We start from the raw sequence: 23,295 nt of genomic DNA on the forward strand, positions 1-23,295 counted from the left end.
AAATCATCAAAATAATGCAAACGGCCTGCTCTGATCAGCCAATTGGTGTTTATTAAATTTGATAAACAAATTGTGCTGGATGAAACAATTTTCAATAGGTTAGCGCCCCATCAGATAGACATTGTCACCACTGATTAAAGAGACTTTATAAGAAATTTTTTCGGCGTTTTTGCTGCTGGGGATTTTGAGCGTGGCTGATTTTCCGGCACCAATTTTACCCGTCTGCAGGGTCTCGCCCTGAATAAATTTACCCTCCTTATCAAAATATTTGATTTCTACTACAGCAATATTCAAGTCCTCTTTGGAGGTATTATGTACTTTTATTTTTACGTTTTTAATACCTGGCTCAGGTGTTTTGTTTAGTGATAAGCCCACGTAATCTCCGATACTGGCGGCTTTTTTTGCCGGCGGTTTAGTAGTGGCTTTTTTGTGGGTGCTTTTGAAGCCTGATCCACCTCAGGTGTGTCGGTCTTATCTGTGGGTTGTTGCGTCTTTGCAGTTGCCTGCTTAGTTGGGGTGACTGGTGGCTCGCCGTCCTTTTTATCTTCACTCGCTTTTATAATGGCGGCTGGTGCTGTTGTACTTTTTGGGGCTGCTTGGACGGTGGCTTTTTTGGCCTGACTGCTATCTGAAAGAGCCTTAGCCGGTTTAACCTGATGGGTCGAGTCGCCGGTCGTGGGTTTTGAGGAACTGCCGTTAGCATGCGTAACAGGAATTGCTGCCGGTCCTTCAGGTTTTGCTGATGGACGGCTATTTTGTGTATCAGCTCCCTGATTTGCTTCATTTAGGGCGATCTCGCTGGAGTCTGCCCCATTAAGTCCGGTGGCAAGAATCTTCGGCGCTGTAAATTGTTTGTAGCCCCACCAGGCCAGAAAACCAATTGCACCAATAATGATAATTGGCAGAAAAAATTCTTTAAAAAAATGCGAATTCTGTGGCTTGGCCGTTGTCCGTACTGGTTTTGGGGTAGGGTGGTGTTTGACCTCCCTTAAAGGCGCTTCGTCCAGACTCTGGACCCGGCTTTGAATTTTAGGGTGGGCGTTGCCACTTGTTGCCAAATGCGCATTACTGGCTTGATTTGAGGCAGCAGGTGCGGAACCAACTAAGGGCTCTGTGCCTGCAATTTTATTGGTGGCAATCAGTCTTGCCCGTTCTTTCGCTTTTTCAGTCGCATTTACCTCCGTATGGTCAACTGGAGGTGTTTGGGCAGGTTTCTTTTTAGGTAGAGCAGAAGGCATCCGTTTAAAAGGAGAATTGCTATTGCCTGCTACGCCAGAATGACCGGAGCCAACCTGTTCATTGTTTGTTATATCGCTTTGCTGGTTTTTGTCCAGTTGTGTGTCTTTTTCTTTATACCCTTCCTTTTGGCCTTCTTTATGCCCCTCTTTTATTTCTATGAGTTGCTTATCGGCGGTAAATTTGTACTTTGGCTTGGGGGCGCTTTGAAGGGCAATCTGCAGTTCCTGGAAATAGCTCACTGGTTTCCAGTCGGAATCACCATCTAATCTGATCAGATCGTTGGTCTGTAGCCCTTGGCTGATGATCGCCTCCCTGGTGAATGGGCCGTTTTCAATGTTATTTCTGCGTAGCCAGTACTGCACTTTTGTTTTAAAGGATTGACAATAAAATTAGGGAATATCAAAGACTTAAAAAAACGAACTGTAAAATTAGGAATTTTTTATCCCACTAATGAACGAAAAAATGCTCAAATTACTCATTAGCAATTATTTTGCCATTTTATTGAGCCCATTAAAAACGGGGTAGATATTTTGAAGCAACCGCCCTTTTTTAGTGTCTTTTTAGGTATAAATTTCGTAGCTTTACGCCTTACATGCAAGGCGTAAAATCGCTTTAGATATTTTTAATTAATATATGGAAGAAAATAAAGATTTATTACCCGAAGAAACGGGTGATCACGACCGGATTATTCCCGTCAATATTGAAACTGAAATGAAAACCGCTTATATCGATTATTCGATGAGCGTTATTGTTGGAAGAGCTTTGCCGGATGTCCGTGACGGTTTTAAACCCGTTCATCGCCGTGTTCTTTACGCCATGAATGAGTTAAGTAACCACAGCAACAAACCCTATAAGAAATCAGCCCGTATTGTCGGGGAGGTGATGGGTAAGTACCACCCGCATGGAGATTCCTCTATCTATTTTACGGTTGTTAGAATGGCGCAGGATTTTACCATGCGCTACACACTTGTAGACGGTCAGGGTAACTTTGGTACACAAGATGGAGACAGCCCGGCTGCCATGCGTTATACGGAGATCCGTTTATCCAAGCTAGCCGAGACTATGTTGGAAGATATCGAGAAAGATACCGTTGATTTTCACCTGAATTTCGACGATTCCTTGCAGGAGCCCGGCGTGCTGCCTACGCGTATTCCGCAATTACTGCTCAATGGATCCAGCGGTATTGCCGTAGGGATGGCCACCAATATGATGCCCCATAACCTGACAGAGGTGATAGATGGTTGCCTGGCCTATGTAGCTGATAGAGAGATCGTTATTGAAGATCTGATGAAAATTGTCAAAGCACCGGATTTTCCAACAGGTGGTATCATCTTTGGAATGGATGGCGTCAGACAGGCAATGATGACCGGCCGTGGCCGGGTCATGGTGCGTGGAAAATGCCATGTAGAGACCAAAGAATCAGGCAGGGAAAAAATTGTTATCACTGAGGTACCTTATCAGGTGAGTCTGGATGGACTGACAGATAAGATTGGTCAGCTGGCTACTAATAAGGTTATAGATGGCATTGCTTATGTTAATAATGAAACCAGTAAGCGCGGCGGTATCCGTATTGTCGTTGAACTGAAAAGGGATGCGGTTGCAAATGTTGTTATCAACCAGTTGTATAAATATTCAGAGTTGCAAACCAGCTTTGGTATCAATAACGTAGCGATCAGCAAAGGTCGACCTCGTACACTGAATCTCAGACAGCTAATCTCTGAATTTATCGAGTTTAGAATGGATGTTGTTATCCGCAGGTCTAAATTTGAACTAAAGAAGGCCCAGGAAAAAGAGCATCTATTAAGAGGCTATCTGATAGCCCTGGATAATCTGGATGAAGTGATCCGTATTATTCGCGAATCACCCAATCCGGCCGTAGCGAAAGAAAACCTGGTGTCCGCGCAGTTGAAATTAAAAAATTCTCAGATTATCCAGTTGCTGGGTGAAGTGACGGCTAATGAGTTTTTGGATGAAATTCAGGCCCAGGCCATTCTGGAAATGCGTTTGCAGCGTCTTACCGGCATGGAAAGAGATAAGATCCAGGCAGATTATAACGAACTGATGGAATTCATTGGCAAACTGAAGCATTTGTTGGCCAATGAAGATGCCCGTTATGAGGTAATCAAAGAAGAACTTATTGAAGTAAAAACGAAATTTGGGGATGAAAGAAAAAGCCTAATTGAATACAATGCCAATGATATCAGTATTGAAGATTTGATTGAGCAGGAAGATGTGGTAATTACGATCTCCCATCTGGGGTATATCAAACGAACTTCCGCTACAGAATATCGTCAGCAAAGACGAGGCGGCCGTGGAGGAAAAGGCGCTGCTACCAGAAATGAAGATTATGTAGAGCATCTGTTTGTGGCTTCTACCCATGATACCATGATGTTTTTCACTGAAAAAGGCCGGGTATTCTGGCTGAAAGTATATGAAATACCGGAAGGAGAGAAAAATACGAAAGGCAGGGCTATCCAAAACCTTATTCAGATTCCGGGTGATGATAAGGTAAGAGCCATTATCAATGTCAAAAAACTAACGGACGAGGAATATGTTAATAACCATTTTGTTGTACTCTGTACCAAGAAAGGGATTATTAAGAAAACTGCCCTCAAAGATTTTAGCCGTCCAAGAGCTACGGGCGTGAATGCAATTACGATTAACGATGGTGATGAGCTAATTGAGGCTATGTTGACTGATGGAAATAGTGAAGTCATGCTGGCTATTAAGAGTGGTAGAGCGATCCGTTTCCCTGAAAGTAAGGTACGGCCTACAGGTCGGGGAGCCATTGGTGTAGCTGGCATTGAAGTAGATGCTTCAGACGATGAAGTGATTGGTATGATCCATGTTGATAAGGAAGATACTGATCATACGGTGTTGGTTGTCAGCGAGAAAGGTTATGGCAAACGCACACGTATCGTCGATGAAATGGGCGAAGACGTCTATCGGGTCACCAATAGGGGCGGTAAAGGCGTGAAAACAATCAATGTTACCGAAAAAACTGGCAAGCTTGTTGGTATATTAAATGTTACAGAAAAGCATGATCTGATTATCACTTGTAAATCAGGCATTACCTTACGTACGGATGTGGCTGCCATTAAGGAGGCCGGCAGAAATACACAAGGGGTAATTTTGATTCGTCTGGATGAAGGCGATGAAATTGCGGCTATTTCAAAAATTGATGAGCAGCAGATGGAAGATGAGCAGGCAGTGGCAGAGGACGTTGAGGGTACCGAAATTACAACTATTACTGCCGATAATACTGAGGATGCACCGCAAGAGGCAAACACAGACAGCGTGGAAGGAGATTCGGCTGACAATAATCCGCAGGACAATAATAACACGGATGGTGATGATCAATCAACACCTGAAATTGAAGGTGAAGGTGAAGAGCAGTAGTTAGTATGATTCTTGCAGTATTTGCGGGAATATTTTGATAATCAAATCAGGATTTAATTTAATTTAAAGACATTCAGTTAACAAAAAAAAACAAAATGAAAAGGATTGTATTCTCATTTTTGCTGCTCGGTATTACCGCAGGAGCATGGGCACAAAAACCTGTCAAGTTTAAAAAGGATGATGTCGTCAAACTTTTGTTGGAGAAAAAATATAGTGATGCAAAAGATCTGATCGACAAAGTTTTAGCCAATCCTAAAGAACAGGATAATAAAGAAGCGATTACCTATAAAGCTGTTATTTACGCAGATATTGCTGCTGATTCGGCATTGGGACCCAATAATCCAGATGCATTGCAGACAGCGGCTGCGACCCTGGATCAGCTGCAGCAAAATACAGATACGGCTGCTTTTAATAAGCTGATGCGTGAGGATCAGGGCATAAATGCGGTATCAGTCGTATACTCTAAGTCTTTTAATAATGGTCTTACAAAATTTAAAGATACGGCCTGGGCGGATGCCTACAAAGACTTTTATAATGCTTACAAATGGGCAGGCTATATTACCCAAAATGGATTTAGCCAGAACCCTGACAAAAACGCAATAGATACTTTTACTGTATTATATACCGGCTTTGCAGCTCAAAACGCTTCCGGTTATGAACAGGAAAATGGGGGTTCGTTTAAAAATCCTGCAATGGCTGATTCTGCCATGTCGATGTACTTAAAGTTGGCGAACCGTAATATTGCGACCAAAGATATGCCTGCTATGTATCAGTATATGATCCAGTATTATCAGGCTAAAAAGGATAAAGAAAATGCAGATAAATATTTAGTCGTTGCGAAAAAAGCCTATCCAGATAAAACGGATCTATGGAATCAAATAGAAACGCAGGCTATGTTGGCCGGAGGCAGTGTAAAGGATATTGTTGCTAATTACCAGCAAAAAGATGCCGGTGGTCAAATGACTGAAACGCAGTATATCGAGATTGCGCAGACCTTGGCGAATGCAGAAAAATCTACGCAAGACACCGCTGAAATTGCTGCAGCTAAAGCTGCTTCCATGGATGCTTATAAGAAAGCATTTAACTTAAGTCAAAATGGTATTTACGCCTTTAATGTCGGCATCCTCAATTATCAAAGGTTTAGTGAATTGGATGATGCGTTCTATGCCAATAAAGGGGAGGATGCAGCTAAGAAAGCTAAAAGAGCGGCAATTGAAAAGGAACAAGGACCAGTAGCAGATAGTTCTATAGCCTGGTTGACTAAAGGATTCGATATTTTATCCAATAAACAGGATAGAGATAAGAATGAACTGGTTTCTTTGAACCGCGCTGTAGATATTATTGCAAATCTTTACAACTGGAAAATGAATAAAGCCAGAGGACATGATCCAAAAGCTTATGATCAATATGACGCCTTATTTAAGAAATTTGATGCGCTGCATGAATCTTTCAAATAATAAGCGGCACTAATAGCATTTTGAAATTAATTGATTAAGTTAGTGATTAATTAATTGTAAAGTCGGCCAGGAAAAAATCTTTATAGAATTCTATATAGATTTTAACCTGGCCGACTTTTTTTGCATAAAGGCCACCGCAATATATTGCGGATAACGCTTGCCAAAACAGCAGATGATTGTTAGATCTCATTGTTGTTAGAGATTGTAAATGGGTTTAAAAGCGGATAGATTTTTTTTAATTTTGAAGCAGGGATACTTTTCGTTTTTAGGTAAAACCGCTCTTTATTCGGTGAAATTTTGTTTTTTAAATGGAATTACATTAAACCTTCGGGGTAAATAATCTATCTATAATGGTATAAAAGGGTAACACAAAGGCGCGTGGCCACCGCTATTGACACTCCCATATAAACCTGCATGAAACACGCCACTTACAGGCTAATGCCAACTTTCAGGAGGTGCGATTTATGTAATTACATCATTTATTTAAAAAAAGGAAAAATGAAAAAAGCAATTTATATTTGGATGCTTTGCTTAGGTGGTCTGTTTTTTAGTCAGCAAAGTTTTGCGCAAAGGGCAGGGCAGAGAGAGGACATCATTCCAGTAAAGCCTATAAGAAAGCACAGAAGAATTATCGTAAAGGCCATGCAAAGGCTTACAAAAACATCCGTAAAAATAGGGCGCATTATAGTCATGGTAAGCGCAGCGTTTATACAAATAATCGTGGCCACTATAATCGCCGCCCGACGCCGCATTATAATAGCCATTATAATCACCCTAGCGTTGTGCGCCGCAGGGTAATATCTCATAGATTCAGGCCTGCACCTTGGGCTGTAAGGCGTCATTATAATTACAATCGGCACGTATATTTTCCAGATTATCATGCCTTTTATGATGCGCGCAGGCATGGCTATGTTTACAGACATGGTGGCCGCTGGATTTTTACCCAGGTATTACCAAGCTTTATGGTAGGGTTAAATTGGAATAATGTCCGTATACAATATTTGCAAGGGGTGCCTGTAAATGCTTATCCACAAGATTATTATGATACCTATGCCAGCAGATATCCCGCGGTATCCTTTCATCTGAATGTGAATCTTTAAGAAAATGGGCGCATATTGATATTCAAAATGAACCAAAATAGGTTAACCTCAGCTAAGGTTAACCTATTTTGGTTTTTAGAAATTCAATCAGCTGGGTAGTGGCCTTTTTACGGTGACTGAAAAGATTTTTTTCTTCGAGGGGCATCTGGGCAAAGGATCGTTCACTGCCCTCAGGGATAAAAACGGGGTCATAACCAAAACCATCAGTGCCCATTGGAGCATGAGTGATCTTTCCCGGGCAATTGCCTTCAAAATAGTAGGTCTCGTGGTCCCAGATCAAGGTGATGACTGTTCTGAAACGTGCCTTACGATTTGACTGCCCCTCCATTTGGGCTAAAAGTAGGGCTATGTTCTGCTCACTTGTGGCCTGATCGCCCGCAAAACGTGCACTTTTGACGCCAGGAGCACCATGTAGCGCGTCTACCTCAAGGCCACTGTCTTCACTAAAGCAATTTTTACCGGTTAGGTGTGCAATGGTCTCAGCCTTTTCCAGCGCATTATCTTCTAAGGTATTATGTGGTTCGGGTATTTCTATGATAATCCCGGCTTCTTTTAAGGGTAAAATTTGCAGTTTATCACCGATCACCTTTCTGATTTCTTTAACCTTATTGGGATTATTTGTCGCAAAAATAAGTTCCATATGAAATTATACGAATGTTAATTTTTTAGGTGGAAAAATTGCTGTAGGGCGTTCCAAAGTTTCATTTTTTCAGCTTTTGCGGCCGGCGTTGCACTCATCATGGCCCCAAGTGGCGCAGCCAGTAAAAGCTGATTTTGCCCTACTGCCTGGGATTGATAATGCGGAAAATTGAACTGCAGCTGAAGTTGTGCCGGACTGAGACCAAAGAGTAGAAAATGGGTACATCCCGGATCATGTGTGAGCTCCTCCAAACTACGCGGTGTCCTGGCATAATTGATCAGTGCAATATCGTTGATGCTCAGTTTACAGGCCTTGAGGATATTGGTTAAAAATTCCAGCTCTTTTTCGCTAGTAAAAACACTTGCTTTGTCCTCAACGAGAATAGCGATCTTTTGGTGGTTTGAACCCAGCCACCATTTTGGGACTTCTACCTGTTTTTCAGCAACATTTGGCTTTTCTGGTGAATTAATTTCATTACCTTTGACTACCAATTTAGCTGAAGGCGGGGTTGACGGTTCTGTAATAACGAGCGTGTCTTTATATAATCCGGCTAACACGAATTCAGGCAATTGCGTATCCATAATTATTGAATTATAAACATTTGGTCAAATATACATTTAAATTTCAGATTTTATGAGTGAGTCTTTAGCAATTAAAGTTTCTAAAACTGATTCCAGCCGTTTGCCACAGGTGGAACTCAAAAATATTCATTTTGGACATGTGTTCACCGATCACATGCTGGTGGCTGATTATGCAGATGGAAAATGGCAGTCTGCGGAGATTAAACCCTATCAATCATTGACTTTCGCACCTTCACTGGCAGCGATACATTATGGTCAATCTATATTTGAAGGAATCAAAGCTTATAAAAATGCCCAGGGGGAAGCAGTCATCTTCCGCCCCGAAGAAAACTTCAAACGTTTTAATGAATCTGCCCTACGTATGGAAATGCCAGAAGTGCCGGCAGAGATTTTTATGGATGGTATGAAACAGCTGATTAATCTGGATAAAGAGTGGATCCCCGCCATGGAAAACCATTCTCTTTATATCCGTCCTTTTATGTTTGCCACAGATGAATTTATCGGTGTACGCCCATCTGCGACCTATAAATTTTTGATTATTTTAAGCCCGACCGGACCTTATTATGATAAACCTATGCGTATTGCGGTAGAAGAAAAATATACCCGTGCTGCACCAGGCGGAGTCGGTCAGGCAAAAAATGCCGGTAATTATGGTGGCAGTTTAAAGCCAGCCCAAGATGCCATCAGAAATGGATATGACCAGGTTTTATGGACGGATGCTTTTGAACACAAATGGTTGCAGGAAGTAGGAACAATGAATGTCTTTTTTGTGCTGAAAGACGCTGTTGTAACGCCTTCTTTGGAAGAGGGGACAATACTGGATGGTGTCACAAGGAAAAGCGCCATTGTCGTACTTCGGGAAATGGGATTAAAGGTAGAAGAAAGAAGGGTCAATGTGCAGGACCTTATTGACGCTTATGAAAAAGGCGAGTTCCTGGAAGCCTTTGGCACCGGTACGGCAGCGACCATCTCCAGAATTAAAGAACTCAGCTATAAAGATAAGCATATGGTCTTTGATCTGGATAAAGCTGAGGTCTCCAAGGAGCTGGCAGGGAGATTAAATGATATCCGTACAGGCGTTGCAGAGGATAAATACGGCTGGATCGTTAAATTGTAATTGAGTACCGTTTAAATAAAAAATAATGGTCTGGGTGATGTATGTGCTTAGACCATGAAGATTTGTTACGCAGAGCGCAGTGTCTTTTTACTATGATAAATTAGTAAAAGCCACTGCGCTCTGTTTATATTATGTATCAGTCAATAATTTGCGCGGGAATTTTGACTCATTTTTCTTATTTTTGTTCGTAGCTCAGTGCAGCATTGATTACCTGAGTTTTAACAGGAGAAGGTTAAAACCAATAATATGCACCTGTTAGCCCAGTTTTGATATAATGTGCTGGGCATTCAATAAAGGAAATTGAGTATTTACCATTCCGGATTTGCTGCAGTAAAGAAAATTAAGCGTACTGAACTTACAATTTATTTAATCGTTTCTTTATAAGATCATTTTATGGGCCATGAAAACCTGATACACCAGAATTTACTTTTGATTTTGGCCTTATTTTTCGCGATGGCGATACTGTATGTCCTGAGTCAGCGTTTCAGGATATCCTATCCCATTTTCCTGGTGATAGGCGGTCTAGGGATCAGTTTGATCCCTGGCGTGCGGCCGATCAGCATTGACCCGGATCTGATCTTTTTGATTTTTTTGCCCCCGTTACTTTTTGAAGCGGCATGGTATACTTCCTGGAATGATTTCTGGAAATGGAAAAGGTCTATTTTTTCTCTGGGCTTTGGGCTGGTGATCATGACTTCTCTTGCTGTGGCCTTTTTTTCTGTAAACATTATACCAGGCTTTACTTTTGCACTCGGATGTCTATTAGGCGGCATTGTTTCGCCACCGGATGCGGTTGCGGCTACTTCAGTTTTAAAAGGACTTAAGATGCCAAGACGGGGACTAGTTATCCTGGAAGGAGAAAGCCTGGTCAATGACGCGGCCTCTCTGACCGTGCTTAGATTTGCCATTGCGGCAATTCTGACCAGTCAATTTGTATTCCGGGTGGCAGCGACTAATTTCATGATCTTGTCGGTGATGGGGATTTTGTTGGGCTAATGATAGCGCATTTACTTTATTTTATTTTGAGATATTGGGCTAAATCCTCGAGTATTACTACGCCCATAACGCTGATAGCCCCGTACATCATGTATGTGGTAGCGGAGTATTTTAATTGGTCAGGTGTGTTGGCGGTAGTGAGTGGTGGTCTTTTTTTATCTTTCAGATCCAGCGATTTTTTGAACTACCATACAAGATTGCAGACAGAGGAAGTATGGGCGACCGTTGGTTTCTTATTGAATGGTTTTGTCTTTATCTTGATTGGACTGGAACTCAAGCAAATCATTCACAGCCTGGAAGGTTACTCTATTGAAGAGGCAATACGCTATGCACTGGTCATTAGTGTAATTGTGATCGTCATTCGTATTATTCTGGTGTATCTGGCTTTATTCTTACCAAGGCTTCTTTCTTCCAAAATACGCAAAGAGGAACGGAGTCCTGGCTTTAAACTACCTTTTGTCATTGGTTGGGCAGGAATGCGTGGTGTTGTCTCGCTTGCCTCTGCCTTGGCCATTCCAATTACACTTTCTGATGGAACGGACTTTCCTCACAGAAACCTGATACTCTTTATCACATTTGTGGTTATTTTGGTCACCTTGGTCTTCCAGGGGCTAACCCTTCCTTTATTTATTAAATTATTGAAACTTAAGGAGATTGATGATTACCGTCCGGAAGTTGAACAACTCGAAGAAATTCGATTGAGACTGGCTAAAAGTTCCATGAATTATGTGGACAAACATTATAGTGAAGAATTACAGGAGTTTGAGAGTATGGCTAAGTTGAAGGAACAGATTATGCGTAATATCACGATGAGTGAACTGAATCTGTCTGAGCAAAATGATGAAGCTACTGCAAGATCTGAACGCAAACTCAATCGTAAAGTCCTATTAGAGCTGATTAAACTCCGCCGTTCTAACTTACATGCCATCAAAAATGAGAAAAAATATGATGACAGTGTCATCAGAGATATGGAACATACCTTAGATCTGGAAGAAGCACGGCTTTCTAAATATTAATCTTCACTGAAATTTACAGGTTGGTTTAGTGGGTTTACCGCTTTATAGTGGCTACTCGCCGTTATGGAGTTGGATCAGCTCCGAAAGGACGTATCTTTGGGGTTGAAAAACAAAATTTATCCTATGAACACCTTTGCTAAACCAACGGAGTTAAAGGACCTGGTCAGAACTGTTGCGATCAAAGATGCAATACAGAAAAAATGTGGTGAGTTAAGTACTGATAACCTGGAAAGCCAAGGCGCCATCCGAAATTTTGCCCTGTTTAAAACGACCTGCAAGATCGTAAAAAGTGCTCCTTATAGGTTAGATCATTATGCGATTGTACTCTGTCTGAGTGGGGAAGCCAAAATGACTTCCGGTCATTTTAATTTTACGGTTCGACCGCAAAGTATGCATTTTATCTTTCCAGGAATGATCAATGTTGTTGAACAAGTCTCTGATGATTTTGAACTTTATATGGTTTTATTCAGCCGAGATTTTTTTGCAGATATGTATCTGAAAGAAGCAGTGCTGGAAAGCATTTTGGATCAGGCCCCTGATTTCCCTCCAATTAGTTTGCTGGAAAAAGAGATGTTTAATAAAATAAAGGGTTTGTTTGAGGGAATGCATGAAGAATACAAACAGCAAGACAAGTTTCACTTAAAATTGATTCAGTCCATGCTTATGCAACTTTTTTACTTATCAGGGAGAATCTTCCAGGATGAGATTCAGACACAACCCATTATCGCTTCCAGGGGTTATCAACTCGTGCAGCAGTATAAAAAGGCTGTTGATGAAAATTTTATGGATCAGCGAACCGTTCAATGGTATGCTGACAAACTCTTTGTTAGTGCAGGTTATTTAGGAGAGATTGTTAAAAAAGAAACAGGAGAAACGGCTATTAAAATCATTCACCGTCGCATTTATCTGGAAGCTTCCTACCTGCTGAATTATTCTCAGTTGAGCGTCAAAGAAATTTCCGATCAATTGAATTTTGACACACCGTCTCATTTTTCCAGATTTTTTAAGCAGTTCGCTGGATTTGCACCTACAGCACTGAAAAAAAATATCGCCTGAGAATGCACGACAATTAAAGTAAATATTAATCTCTCTTTTCTAAAAGTAAACGTTTGTTAATTGACCAAAGTTTAAGTTAACGCTATTTTTTTACTGATTTATCATTTATTGAAATAGTTGATATCAGCGATGTTGGGGCTATTGTGAATAACAGTTTTTAAAACTTTATTTACAATAGCTCTTTTTATTATTAAACATTATGGTAAGTATGCAAGGCGGTTGATGCATTCTTTGCCTTTCCTGAAAATTGGTCATTTTTACCTTAATATTGGGATTGCCGGCGGCCATGCGCCGTACTACCTTTGCCTTGTCAATGCGTTAATCAAACTGCAGTTTTTTAATGATACGATGAATTGATATTAAATTGATAACAAAAATAAAAATGATGAAAATTTTAAACAAAATAGCCGTTTTATCCCTTGCATTGGTTCTTGGATTAACCATTAATGCAAATGCACAAAGTACGACTGACCGTTCTGGTATTCAGCTAAGTGTTGGCCCACAGGCTTCACTGCCTTTAGGAAGTTTTAAAGATGCATACGATTGGTCAATTGGCGGTAGTGTTCAGGCTGATTTTCCTGTACTGAAAAATGATCTGTATGTTGTGGTTAATGCTGGTTATAATAACTTCTTTGCTAAAGAAGGCGTTGGTACTGGTAAAGACTTAGGTGTGATTCCGGTAAGTGCTGGTCTGAAGTATTATTTCCCAACAACCAACCTGTATATTCAAGGTACTGCAGGTGCTGGATTTTTAACCAGTAAAGATGATGTTGCTGCTGACAAATCCGCTTCCTTTATTTATAGCCCTCAGGTAGGTTATTTATTTAACCTTGGTGGTCATAATGCACTGGATGTTGCCGTTAAATTTGAAAGTGACAGCAAAATTTATGATGCTGGTAAAACCAACAATTTCTTAGGCCTTCGGGTTGCATACAATTTTGGACTTTAATTTAACCTGAATTAGATTATATAAAGAAGTCTGATAAACATCCCATATTTTGGATTTTGTTTTTCTGCCACCTGTATTCTTACGGGTGGCTTTTGTTTTGGCGTATTTGGAGAATATAAAATTCTAATTTTTAGAAAGTGACCTAATTGTCTAAGTGGGAGGGAACACCCAATTATTATTTGGTCTGCCTATTGAGTACTGTATAATATAATGCGCAATTTTTATTTTTGGATTAGGGTAGCGTTTACCAGGCAAAAGCGTCATCCTGTAACTTTTAAAGCATCTTTTTTTTGAGTCCTTATAGGATAGTCATTCATGCTAGTAGTCAGGCTAGTAGTCATGCTGCTGTTTTATTTAGATAAGTTACCTATTTAACCACTTTGCTTTTTCCGCTTATCTACTTCTTATCTACTGCTTATTCTCTTTTTTTGATCGCTTGAGATAGGATGCTTGCTGGACCAACTTTTGGAATTATTATTACCTGCAATAAATCGAGTGGTAACAGGGACACTCAATTGATTAAATATATCCCTGATGGTAACCTTAGTTGTATAAGTGCCAGCAGAAAGAGGTATATCTAAGGTGTCGCTGCGTCTTTCGGGCAGAGTATCTATATAGGACGCAATTATGCGCTTTTGGGCATCCAAGATTTCCACACGAGCACTGAGTTGTGGACTCTTTTGGGCATTGATTTGCCAGTTTACAATGACCTTTTGATGGTCATAAGAAGCATAAACCTTTTTGATCTCACCTGTCGTTAGGCTTGGAGAGGATCCTTGACCCCTCTGGGCAGGTAGTTTAAGCGTTCTGCCAGAACCAAAACCGGCATTTGGTGTTGTATTGCCTCCATGCTGCATAAAATAAGCATCTTGGTTTGCATCATAGCCAGCATTAAAAGCCCTGTCATAAATGCCATTTCTGGCGGAGTCACCGGCATTTGCACTAAAATGTCTGCTGGTATGTTTTTCCCACTGGCCTGTGGTGCTTAAATTCCAACAATCTTTAAAGTAGGCTTTTCGGATATGACGTCCATCTCTGTTAGACCCGGTCCCCGTCCAGTCTTCTAGAAATGCATCATTATTATGACCTAAATACCCTGGCTCATCTGGTATGGAGAAGGTCGCCGTATGAAACCAGTTATTATTAGAGAGATTTTGAATAAAAGTGGCGATATGAAGTCGGCCATTTGATTTCCAGCTGCGGATGACCTGGTTATACCAATTATTTATTGTCCAGTTATAGGGATTGATGGATTGATAGCCATCGCCTTCACCCCCAAATCTACCTGTATAAGTGTCGGGCGCTTTATAATCTACCTGGGCGTATATTCCGTTTGCTGTGTTGGGATCCCATAAGGAGGATATCATCGTATGGGAACTTCCTTTTGAACTATCTGGCGTGTGTTGCAAGCCTGCATAGCCTTTTGTAAAACTGTTGATCTCAAAATAAGAAGCATAGGCCGTTTGGGTGATTTTAATCATGTGCATTTTTAAAACAGCGTCAGAGGGAAAATAAAAGACCAGGTGTTCAGAAGGAGCCGCTCCCTGGGCACCTGCAGGTTGGACAGCTGTAAGTGAAAGGACAATTATGAAGGTTAAAACCTGAAAGAATAGATATCTTTTCTGTTGCATAAAAGCCGTTTTTTATGTTTAACATTGAAATTTGTGTACTTTATAACTACCTTTTAACTGCCTTGCCTTAATACATGTGCTTAGATTGTCTAATCTGAATAGAGCGCCTTCTATACTACCAAGTGGCATCTATTCAGCGCAGCTATATTGCCGTATGCTACATCTATTAATTGGACTGTTGGCTAATACAGTGGTAAAACTATTGGAAATGTTCAGCAAAAATGACGGTCAATCGTTTGTGTAATTTAATTTGTCTGGTTTTAAAGTATTTTATGGTTCAGATAAATCCGCAACACAAACACAGTAGATATTATCAATTAAATAATAATTAGATACGACTTCCGCAGGACTTAGGATTGAAACCGACCATTTATGTATGGATTAAATATGACATATCTGGTAATCTGTATTAATTCAGGCGCCACTTTTTTGTTTCTTTTCCGCTAAATTGACGATAAATGCTAAGATATATAGACTGCTTACCTAACCCTATTTGACTATTTACCGAAAAGATAGGGGGTTTGATTGGCATATTCTACTGTCTTCATTACCTTTGCCACTCAAAATTTAAAATACTAGGGGAAAAATTCTTAGTAAATAACATTGAATGAAGACAGATAAAAATACCATTATAGGGCTGGCATTGCTGGGTATATTGTTTATTAGCTATTTTGTAATTACCGGCAAACAAAAAGATGCTTATGAGAAAAGCCAGCAACATGTGAAGGATTCCATTGCGTTGGTCCAAAAATCCATGGCAAAACCAGTTGACACTGTGGCGCTTGTGAAAGACTCCCTCAGTGCGGATTCCCTGGCTAAAGTTGGAGCAGCCGGTACTTTTGCTGATGCCGCAAATGGTAATGAACAGTTCCAGGTAGTGGAAAATGACCTGATGAAAGTGACCTTCTCCAATAAAGGTGGTCAGATACAGAAAGTCGAATTAAAAAAATATAAATCCTTTGATTCTACTCAGGTTATTCTGGGCGGTGCGTCTAATAAACTAGGATATGCCATCAACACTTCCGCCAATAGTTCTACTGAGACGACAGATTTGTATTTTACGCCAGAGCCTATTAAAAAAAATCAGGACGGCAGCGAGGTTATTACCTATAAGCTCACAAATGCCAATGGTCAGGTTATCGAGCACCAGTTTGTCATAAAAAAGGACAATTATATGGTGGACTGGAATATCCTGATTAATGGCGCTTCTCAGCTTTTGACCCAGAATAAACTGAATATCAGTTGGGTGAATATTTTACATCGTCAACAATTGGCGGTTAAATATGAAAAAGAGCAGTCTTATTTAGCCTATAATGATATTAAAAAGGGATATGATGATGAGCGTGCAGCAAGTGGTGCAGATGAGCAGTTCAAAAATGGGGTAAACTGGATGGCCTTTAAACAGCAGTTCTTTAATATGACCCTGTTGGCAAAAGCAGGGATTGCTTCCGGTACTGCAAAAATGACTGCCCAGCCAGGAGAAGATGGAGATTCTTCCATCAAACAAATTTTCCATGATACGGCTACCCTTAAAATTGATGTACCAGCCACGGCCTCGGTCAATATACCCCTGCAATTGTACTATGGCCCCAATGATTATTACATACTGAAAGCTTATGACAACGGTATGCATAATATGGTGGATCTGGGTTCTGGTATTGACGCATTTGCCAAATACGTCAACCGCTGGTTTATCATGCCGATCTTTAATTTTATAGCCAGCTTTGTCAGTAATTTTGGTTGGGTCATTATACTGCTGACCATCTTTATCCGTCTGATTACTTCTCCGCTGACTTATAAAAGTTATTACAGCAGTGCCAAAATGAAGGTGCTTAAGCCAGAAATTGATGCGCTGAAGGAAAAATTCGGGAAAGATCAACAAGGATTTGCAATGGAGCAAATGAAGCTTTTTAGGGAAGCTGGGGCCAATCCACTTAGTGGATGTATGCCTATGCTCTTGCAAATACCGATATTTTTGGCGCTCTACCGCTTTTTTAACTCCAGTATTGCATTAAGAGGCCAGAGTTTCCTTTGGGCCAAAGATCTTTCTGCCTATGATGCCATTATTCATTTTAATACACATGTACCTTTACTGGGCGATCACTTGAGTTTGTTTACGATCACCTATTGTGTGACCAGTATGTTTACCAGCATGTATAATATGAACATGTCTCCATCAACAGGTCAAAACCAGGCCATGATGAAATACATGCCTTATTTCATGCCGTTTATCTTCTTCTTTGTTTTCAACGGCCTGCCTTGTGCATTGACGCTCTATTATACCGTTAGTAACTTAGTAACGCTTGGCATACAGTTGGTCATCCAAAAATACATTTTGGATCACGACAAGATCCTGGCAGAAATCAATACCAAACGAAAACAGCCTAAGCAGAAAAGTAAGTTCCAGGCGCGTATGGAAGCCATGCAGCAACAACAGAAAAAAATGCAGGATGTACGCAAAAAGAAATAAAGTCATATCAAATTGGCAATTCTGTAAATAATCAGATAGAAGGACGATCCCTACATAAGGATCGTCCTTCTGCTTGATAGCGGTATTTATTTTTAGCCATGATTTAATTTAGGAAATCCCTGCTTTTCCTTCCGTTAATGACAGCTGTTCAAAAAACTTAATGTAAATTTGTATATTATATCACTAATTTAATAGACTATGTGGCTACAAAACATTTTAGAAACCATTGGTAATACCCCTATGATCGAACTGAACAAAAGTGTCAGAGGATTACCCTGTAAGGTTTTGGCCAAAGTGGAATATTTTAACCCCGGTAACTCCGTGAAAGACCGTATGGCCATTAAAATGGTGGATGTTGCTGAAAAACAAGGGTTGCTAAAACCTGGAGGAACGATAATCGAGGGGACCAGTGGCAATACCGGCATGGGACTCGCCTTGGCTGCCATCGTAAAAGGCTATAAATGTATTTTTACTACGACCGATAAGCAAAGTAAGGAAAAGGTAGATATTCTTAAAGCGTTGGGGGCTGAAGTAATTGTATGTCCGACTAACGTGGAACCGGAAGATCCGCAAAGCTATTATTCTGTATCCAGAAGACTTGCTGAGCAGACCCCTAATTCATTTTATGTCAACCAATATGATAATCTGGCCAACCGCCTGGCCCATTATGAGCAAACGGGTCCAGAAATATGGGCGCAAACCGAAGGAAAGATTACGCATTTAGTGGTGGCCTCTGGTACGGGCGGCACTGTAAGCGGTGTCGGTAAATACCTGAAAGAAAAGAATAAGGATATTCAGGTGTGGGCCATAGATAGTTATGGTTCTTTGTTGACTAAATATTTCCGCACCGGAGAACTGGATCAAAAGGAAGTCTATCCCTATATAACAGAAGGTATTGGTGAGGATTTTGTTCCTCAAAACTTTGACATGAATTACATCGATCATTTTGAACAAGTGACGGACAAAGATGCGGCTGTCATGGCCAGAAGGATCACCAAGGAGGAAGGTATTTTTGTAGGATATAGTGCCGGAAGTGCCCTACAGGGTATTTTTCAGTTAAAAGACAAGCTTAAAAAAGAGGATGTTGTCGTCGTGATTTTCCATGATCATGGTAGCCGCTATGTGGGCAAGATCTACAATGATGAATGGATGATGGAAAGAGGTTTTATGGAAGTAAAAACCTTAAAAGATATTATAAGTGGCCGTAAGGACAATAAACTGATTGCCATTGAGCCGGATAAGACAGTCGTGCAGGCAGTCGAGCTTATGAAAAAATTTGATATCGAGAATATCCCCGTAAAACAAGGGGATGAATTTATTGGTTCAATTAGTGAGAGTGGCTTGTTTCAGAAGATTTTTGCAAATCCAGAACTTAAAAATGAAAAAGTCAGTCAGGTAATGGAAAAACCTTACCCAATCGTGGCTATGGAGACACCCATTGAGAAAAGCAGTCATTTGATTAGCCGGGAAAATGGAGCCATTTTGGTGGCAGACGAGTTAGGGAATCATCATATTGTCACCAAGTTTGATTTTATCCATAGTTTGGCCTAATCATTACGCTTAATTTTTTTTGTATAATGGATAAATTACCGGTAGAATCAAATCCCTGGAAGATTAAAGACCAGCAGGAGGTGTATAATAATCCCTGGATACAAATTACACAATATGATGTCATTAACCCATCAGGTGGCGATGGTATCTATGGTAAAGTGCATTTTAAAAACAGAGCTATAGGTGTTGTCGCTCTGGACCAACAGCGTCATATATACCTGGTGGGGCAGTACCGGTTTGTGTTGGATCGTTATAGCTGGGAACTTCCTGAAGGTGGTGGCCCGCTGAATGAAGCCCCATTAGCAGCTGCCAAAAGAGAATTATTGGAAGAAACTGGTTTGGTGGCAGATAAGTGGGAGACGCTTTTGCAAATGGATTTATCCAACTCAGTAACGGATGAGGAGGCTACGGTCTTTTTAGCGACGGGTCTTACGCAAAAGCAGGCGGCTCCAGAGCCTACTGAAAAATTGCAAACAATGCGTCAGCCCTTAGCCCGGGTCTTTGAATGGGTTATGCAAGGCAAGATTACGGATAGTATTACTGTAGCGAGTGTATTAAAATTAAAAGTCCTGGGTTACTGTTAGCCCTACCGGACTTTTAATTTTCTATTTTTTGGGGTTACTGGCCAATACCGTAATAGGTAAATCCAGCTTTTGTTAACTGCACATCATCATAGATATTTCTGCCATCAAAAACCACTGGCGCAGCCATTAAGTTTTTAATCTGTACCCAGTTAGGAAGTCTGAAGGCATTCCATTCGGTTACAAGAGCTACGGCATCCGCATTTTTAACGCAGTCATAAACATCTTCGGCCCAGGCGACGCGGTCTCCAAGTAGTTTATGGGCCTCTTTCATGGCTTCCGGATCATACACCTGAACCTTTGCGCCAGCTGCAAGCAGCGACTCGATCAGTACCAGCGCCGGTGCCTCACGAATATCATCTGTATTAGGTTTAAACGCCAGCCCCCAGACAGCGATTGTTTTCCCTTTGAGGTTGTTGTCGTAATGGCGGTTGATTTTATCAAAGATTATTTTTTTCTGATCATCATTGACTGCTTCCACCGCTTCCAGTAGTCTTAATGGGTAAGCATAATCCTTTCCAGTACGCAGTAAAGCTTTTACATCTTTTGGGAAACAAGACCCCCCATATCCAACACCGGGATAGAGGAATTTTTTGCCGATACGTGGATCGGCTCCGATGCCCGCCCTTACATGAGAAACATTGGCGCCTATCTTCTCACAGAGATTGGCAATATCATTCATAAAACTGATACGGGTGGCCAGCATCGCATTGGCGGCATACTTGGTCATTTCTGCGGAAGGAATATCCATATAGAGAATCCGGTAGCCATTTAATAAAAATGGCTTATACAGGGTGTCCATGGTTTCTTTGGCCCTGTCACTGTCAATGCCGACAACGATTCTGTCCGGACTCATAAAATCTTTAATGGCAGCACCTTCTTTTAGGAACTCAGGGTTAGAAACCACATCAAAGGGAATATCCAGATTTCTTTTACTCAAAGCATGCTTGATAGCAGCCCGGACTTTTTCGGAGGAGCCAACAGGGACCGTACTTTTGGTAACAACAACGCTGTAATCTTCCAGGCAGTCACCAATGGCACTGGCTACCGCCAGCACATATTGCATATCTGCACTGCCATCCTCACCTGGTGGGGTGCCTACGGCTATAAATACAGCGCCGGCGCCCTTTATATTCTCCTGAATGGAATTACTAAAATGAAGCCTTTTGCTTCTGACATTGCGGTGGATGATGTCTTCCAGGCCAGGTTCAAATATGGGTAAGATGCCCTTATTAAGGTTATCAATCTTTTGCTGGTCTATATCTACACAGCATACTTCTACACCAATATCTGCCAGACAGGCTCCTGTTACCAGACCAACATATCCAGACCCTGCAATAACTACTTTCATTCATTGCTTTTTTTAATTGAATACCCAGGCGATCGGCCTTCTTTTATTGAGTATTAGCACCCTAAACAGGCCTCAGACCGGGTATTTAAAAAGTTCCGGAAAGATACTACTTAGTTATTTACATTTTTTGAAAAAAAAACTAATTCCTCTAAAAGCGTAACGATAGTTTGAAGCAATTGGTTAAAAATGGCTACTTGTCTGCGAGTGGCCGCAATTTTTTGTACTTTGCGAACAAATCAGATGCAATATGTTAAATCAATATAGTTATACGGTAACAGACAGGTTTTTACGATATGTCCAGATAGATACGCAAAGCGATCCTGATAACGGCGCATTCCCGTCCTCAGAGAAGCAAAAGGATCTGAGCCGGCTGCTGGTTAGTGAGCTTTTGGAAATGGGTATTCATGACGCTGCAATGGACGAAAATGGCTATGTTTATGCAACGATTGAAGCCAATACAGATAAAAAAGTGCCGGTGATTTGTTTTTGTGCACATGTGGATACGGCCCCTGATTGTTCAGGCACTAATGTAAAACCAATTGTGCACAAAGATTATGATGGCCATGATATTCAGTTGCCAGATGACGCCGATCAGATCATCCGCGTGTCTGACTATCCTTATCTTAAAACGCAAATGGGGAAATCTATTATTACGGCGAGCGGCAAAACCCTGTTGGGCGGCGACGACAAAAGTGGTGTGGCCATCATTATGGATCTGGCGAACTATTTACAAAGCCATCCATCAGTACAACACGGCACGATCAAAATTTTATTTACGCCAGATGAAGAAACGGGAAGAGGAACGGAGAAGGTAGATCTAAATAGGGTAGGTGCGGATTTTGGGTATACACTAGATGGTGGTGAACTCGGGAGTTTTGAAGATGAGACTTTTAGCGCGGACAGTGCTAAGCTCAGGGTACATGGTGTAATTGCACACCCCGGCTATGCCAAAGGCAAACTGATCAACGCCCTTAAAATTGTAGGGGAAATCCTGGCCGGCTTACCTAAAAATGAATTTAGTCCCGAGACGACCAGTGGCAGAGAAGGATTTGTACACCCTGTTAAGATAGAAGGAATTGCTGAGGAGGCCTCCATTGACTTTATTGTCAGGGATTTTATAACAGCTAACCTGGCAAAACACGAAACGAGGTTAAAATCAATTGCGGAGGGCATTATTAAACAGTATCCGGGTGTAAAGCTGGATTTTACTGTAAAGGAACAATACCGCAATATGAAAGAAATTCTGCAGCAATACCCTGAGGTGGCAGAAAATGCGATCAAAGCGTACAAAAATGTTGGCCTCACCGTGACAAACGAGCCGATCAGGGGAGGCACTGATGGCAGCCGTCTAAGCTTTATGGGACTGCCATGTCCAAATATATTTACAGGGATGCAGGCCATTCATTCCCGTCATGAATGGATTGGTATTAGTGATATGGAAAATCAGTAGAAGTTTTAGTAGAATTAGTCAAAGTGTGGGAAGAAAATGCTTAAATCGGCTGAAAATACAATTCTTGCGTTTATATTTGCATCCCGGTTGGCATAAGGACCGGTATGTAAGGCCTCGTAGTACAATGGATAGTATATGAGTTTCCGAAGCTCCAGATCCAAGTTCGATTCTTGGCGAGGCCACCCATGAACCCGCATAAACAGCGGGTTTTCTTATGCCTAGTGGGTTTCAGCGCAACCGAATTAAACTTAAATCAACCAAAATTATCCCAAAATCGTATATTTGTTACGCAAATAATATGCAAAGAGTTTCGCAAATTACGCGACCAGGCTAGGGGCAGGAAAGCCAAATAAATTCAATGAGATCCCTGAAAAAATGCAATGATATTTCTAAAATTTAACTGATAACTTCAAATGCTTCTAACAACTGGGACGCGTTGTCATTTTGTCGAGCTATAAAAAAAAAGGGTGTAATTCCGTCCCAGGAGAATCCTGCTAGAACTACAGGAATCGGTCAGATCAATGCAATGATATGCTTTTTAGCAATAGTATGCCCCCATGTTAGAAAAGCATACTGTTTCTCCAGTGCATAAGATAAGCGTATTTAAGATAACTGCAAAGAGCTGGTCTGGGTTCAAATACTTTACAGAGGATAAGGTGACATATATGCACAAAAATGCGGTCAATTATTTGCTCTCAAACAATTGACCGC

At 41.0% G+C, this 23,295-nt stretch carries 16 protein-coding genes, 1 tRNA gene and 1 pseudogene; 12 read left to right on the forward strand and 6 right to left on the reverse strand.

From position 1 onward, the window contains the following. Nucleotides 1-99 precede the first annotated feature (99 nt). Together FSB73_RS15830 and FSB73_RS15835 are read right to left on the reverse strand one after the other, a co-directional pair. Nucleotides 100-375: an FxLYD domain-containing protein gene (locus tag FSB73_RS15830; RefSeq protein ID WP_146784310.1), complete on the reverse strand. Its 276-nt coding sequence runs from the start codon at nt 373-375 to the stop codon at nt 100-102. Beyond that, a complete protein-coding gene (locus tag FSB73_RS15835) occupies nt 360-1,601 on the reverse strand; it encodes a hypothetical protein (protein WP_146784313.1) in 1,242 nt (413 codons plus the stop codon). The genes FSB73_RS15830 and FSB73_RS15835 overlap by 16 nt, the downstream gene beginning before the upstream one ends. Before the next feature lie 271 nt (nt 1,602-1,872). Here FSB73_RS15835 and gyrA point away from each other — a divergent pair, with 271 nt between their 5' ends. From gyrA to FSB73_RS15850, 3 genes are all read left to right on the forward strand, one after another. Next, nucleotides 1,873-4,638 carry a DNA gyrase subunit A gene (gene gyrA, locus FSB73_RS15840; protein WP_146784316.1) on the forward strand — a complete coding sequence of 922 codons (2,766 nt, stop codon included), beginning with the start codon at nt 1,873-1,875 and terminating at the stop codon, nt 4,636-4,638. Nucleotides 4,639-4,733: 95 nt separating this feature from the next. Further along, nucleotides 4,734-6,095, forward strand: coding sequence for a hypothetical protein (locus FSB73_RS15845; RefSeq protein ID WP_146784319.1), 1,362 nt, complete (start codon nt 4,734-4,736; stop codon nt 6,093-6,095). 498 nt (nt 6,096-6,593) lie between these two features. Beyond that, nucleotides 6,594-6,893 carry a hypothetical protein gene (locus FSB73_RS15850; RefSeq protein ID WP_146784324.1) on the forward strand — a complete coding sequence of 100 codons (300 nt, stop codon included), beginning with the start codon at nt 6,594-6,596 and terminating at the stop codon, nt 6,891-6,893. 360 nt (nt 6,894-7,253) lie between these two features. On the opposite strand, the gene rdgB is transcribed toward FSB73_RS15850, so the two are convergent. Both rdgB and FSB73_RS15860 read right to left on the reverse strand, forming a co-directional pair. Next, entirely contained in the window at nt 7,254-7,835 is a 582-nt protein-coding gene (rdgB, locus tag FSB73_RS15855) for an RdgB/HAM1 family non-canonical purine NTP pyrophosphatase (RefSeq protein ID WP_146784327.1), read from the reverse strand. A 17-nt stretch (nt 7,836-7,852) separates the two neighbouring features. Beyond that, nucleotides 7,853-8,416, reverse strand: a complete 564-nt coding sequence (locus FSB73_RS15860; RefSeq protein ID WP_146784331.1) for a hypothetical protein — start codon at nt 8,414-8,416, stop codon at nt 7,853-7,855. A 52-nt stretch (nt 8,417-8,468) separates the two neighbouring features. Here FSB73_RS15860 and FSB73_RS15865 point away from each other — a divergent pair, with 52 nt between their 5' ends. From FSB73_RS15865 to FSB73_RS15880, 4 genes and pseudogenes are all read left to right on the forward strand, one after another. Continuing rightward, on the forward strand, nt 8,469-9,533 hold the full coding sequence (locus FSB73_RS15865; protein WP_146784334.1) for a branched-chain amino acid aminotransferase: 1,065 nt from the start codon (nt 8,469-8,471) through the stop codon (nt 9,531-9,533). 453 nt (nt 9,534-9,986) lie between these two features. Further along, nucleotides 9,987-11,545 (forward strand): annotated as a pseudogene (locus FSB73_RS15870) (Na+/H+ antiporter). Between the two features lie 123 nt (nt 11,546-11,668). Then, nucleotides 11,669-12,601 (forward strand): AraC family transcriptional regulator, encoded by a 933-nt coding sequence (locus FSB73_RS15875; protein ID WP_158639578.1) that lies wholly within the window; start codon nt 11,669-11,671, stop codon nt 12,599-12,601. A gap of 382 nt (nt 12,602-12,983) precedes the next feature. After that, a complete protein-coding gene (locus FSB73_RS15880) occupies nt 12,984-13,550 on the forward strand; it encodes a hypothetical protein (protein WP_225974073.1) in 567 nt (188 codons plus the stop codon). A 404-nt stretch (nt 13,551-13,954) separates the two neighbouring features. On the opposite strand, the gene FSB73_RS15885 is transcribed toward FSB73_RS15880, so the two are convergent. After that, the gene (locus FSB73_RS15885; RefSeq protein ID WP_146784341.1) at nt 13,955-15,181 is read right to left on the reverse strand and encodes a DUF3472 domain-containing protein; all 1,227 of its coding nucleotides are present in this window, start codon (nt 15,179-15,181) and stop codon (nt 13,955-13,957) included. Between the two features lie 607 nt (nt 15,182-15,788). Here FSB73_RS15885 and yidC point away from each other — a divergent pair. From yidC to FSB73_RS15900, 3 genes are all read left to right on the forward strand, one after another. Then, the gene (gene yidC / locus FSB73_RS15890; RefSeq protein WP_146784344.1) at nt 15,789-17,651 is read left to right on the forward strand and encodes a membrane protein insertase YidC; all 1,863 of its coding nucleotides are present in this window, start codon (nt 15,789-15,791) and stop codon (nt 17,649-17,651) included. A gap of 198 nt (nt 17,652-17,849) precedes the next feature. After that, nucleotides 17,850-19,202: a pyridoxal-phosphate dependent enzyme gene (locus tag FSB73_RS15895; protein WP_146784347.1), complete on the forward strand. Its 1,353-nt coding sequence runs from the start codon at nt 17,850-17,852 to the stop codon at nt 19,200-19,202. A 26-nt stretch (nt 19,203-19,228) separates the two neighbouring features. Next, nucleotides 19,229-19,786 (forward strand): NUDIX domain-containing protein, encoded by a 558-nt coding sequence (locus tag FSB73_RS15900; RefSeq protein ID WP_146784350.1) that lies wholly within the window; start codon nt 19,229-19,231, stop codon nt 19,784-19,786. 34 nt (nt 19,787-19,820) lie between these two features. Here the strand turns inward: FSB73_RS15900 and FSB73_RS15905 are convergent, their stop codons facing one another. Further along, nucleotides 19,821-21,134 carry a UDP-glucose dehydrogenase family protein gene (locus tag FSB73_RS15905; RefSeq protein WP_146784353.1) on the reverse strand — a complete coding sequence of 438 codons (1,314 nt, stop codon included), beginning with the start codon at nt 21,132-21,134 and terminating at the stop codon, nt 19,821-19,823. Nucleotides 21,135-21,381: 247 nt separating this feature from the next. Between FSB73_RS15905 and pepT the strand changes: the two genes are divergently transcribed. Then, nucleotides 21,382-22,584, forward strand: a complete 1,203-nt coding sequence (pepT, locus tag FSB73_RS15910; RefSeq protein ID WP_225974074.1) for a peptidase T — start codon at nt 21,382-21,384, stop codon at nt 22,582-22,584. Between the two features lie 110 nt (nt 22,585-22,694). After that, a tRNA-Arg gene (locus tag FSB73_RS15915) sits at nt 22,695-22,766 on the forward strand. Nucleotides 22,767-23,295 lie beyond the last annotated feature (529 nt).

This window comes from Arachidicoccus ginsenosidivorans, from assembly GCF_007971385.1.
GTDB classification, from domain to species: Bacteria; Bacteroidota; Bacteroidia; order Chitinophagales; family Chitinophagaceae; genus Arachidicoccus; species Arachidicoccus ginsenosidivorans.